The sequence below is a fragment of the Amycolatopsis rhizosphaerae genome, assembly GCF_007713715.1.
GTDB classification, from domain to species: domain Bacteria; phylum Actinomycetota; class Actinomycetes; order Mycobacteriales; family Pseudonocardiaceae; genus Amycolatopsis_E; species Amycolatopsis_E rhizosphaerae.
The window spans coordinates 1-1,275 of record NZ_VJWX01000862.1 but is presented as its reverse complement, the minus strand read 5'-3'; the positions used below and the strand labels follow the sequence as shown (position 1 = coordinate 1,275).

Annotated in this window: 2 protein-coding genes; one reads left to right on the top strand and one right to left on the bottom strand. The window is 73.6% G+C overall.

Annotated features, from left to right (window positions below; all coding sequences use genetic code 11):
- Positions 1–880, bottom strand: an 880-nt coding sequence (locus FNH05_RS37465; RefSeq protein WP_144593554.1) for a DAK2 domain-containing protein, incomplete at its 3' end; no start/stop codon positions are given.
- Between the two features lie 139 nt (positions 881–1,019).
- Here FNH05_RS37465 and rpmB point away from each other — a divergent pair.
- Entirely contained in the window at positions 1,020–1,211 is a 192-nt protein-coding gene (rpmB, locus tag FNH05_RS37460; protein ID WP_112272104.1) for a 50S ribosomal protein L28, read from the top strand.
- Positions 1,212–1,275: the final 64 nt, after the last annotated feature.

Genomic DNA, 1,275 nt, shown 5'->3' with positions numbered 1-1,275 from the left:
GTTCGACCCGGATGGCGCGGGGACGCCCCACCCCGAGCCCCGCTTCGATGGCGGCGCCGATGTCGGCGCAGTGGACGTGGACGGCGTAGCCGCCCGAGCCGTCTCCCGCCACCGTGACACTGTCACCGAGGCCGCTGAGCACCCGGCGGAAGGCGGGCAACCGCGGTTCGGCCACTCCTTCCAGCAGGTACATGACCTCCCAGGCGTACGGGGCCGGCTCACCCGGCTCCCCCGCGGCGGGCGGTGCTTCACACGAGTGCCGCGGCTCGGCGGCGGTGCCGGTCACCACCGCGGCGAGGGCGTCGAGGACGGCGACGAGACCGCGGGCACCGGCGTCCACCACACCGGCGGAGGCGAGCACCGGTAGCTGCTGCGGCGTCTGCTCCAGGGCCGTCGACGCGGCCTTCGCGGCGACCGTCGCCACGTCGGCGAGGCCGCGCTGCCCGTCCCCGACGGCGGCCGCCACGGCACTCAGCACCGTCAGCATCGTGCCCGCCACCGGACGGGCGACCGCCTCGGTGGCCACCCGGTCGGCGTGGACGAGGGCGGCGGCGAGGCCGGGACCCTCCACCTCGGCGGCGCCGCGGGCCGATTCGGCCAGCCCGCGCAGGACCTGGGAGAGGATCACCCCGGAGTTGCCCCGCGCCTGCCGGACCGCGCCGCGGGCCAGCGCGGCCAGGGCCTGCCCGGCCTCGGGCACGGCACCGCCGTCGAGCAGGGCGTCCCGCGCGGCCGTCATCGTGTACAGCAGATTGGAGCCGGTGTCGGAGTCGGCGACGGGATAGACGTTGATGTCGTTGATCGCGGGACGCAGCACCTCGAGGCTGTGCACGCACGCCGAGGCCCAGGCCATCACGGCTGCCCCGTCCAACGCCCGCACTCGCCCGACCTCCTTGCCCCGGTTCCTGGCAGGGTATCGACCCGGGCGCGACGGGCGCGCACACAGTCGTTACTATGGTCGAGTTGCTCAGCCCGCCTGGGCATGATTTGTCTTCCCTGATTCGTCAAAGGAGTTCGACGTGGCTGCCGTGTGCGACGTCTGTGGCAAGGGACCCGGCTTCGGCAAGTCGGTCTCGCACTCCCACCGGCGTACCAACCGCCGCTGGAACCCGAACATCCAGACCGTGCACGCCAAGATCGGTCTGTCCCAGCGCAAGCGCCTGAACGTGTGCACCTCGTGCCTGAAGGCCGGCAAGGTCGTCCGCGGCTGACCGTCCCCCTTCGCAGGGCCCGGGTGGACTCCCCGTCCCCCGGGCCTTTCGCGCTGCCCAGGCC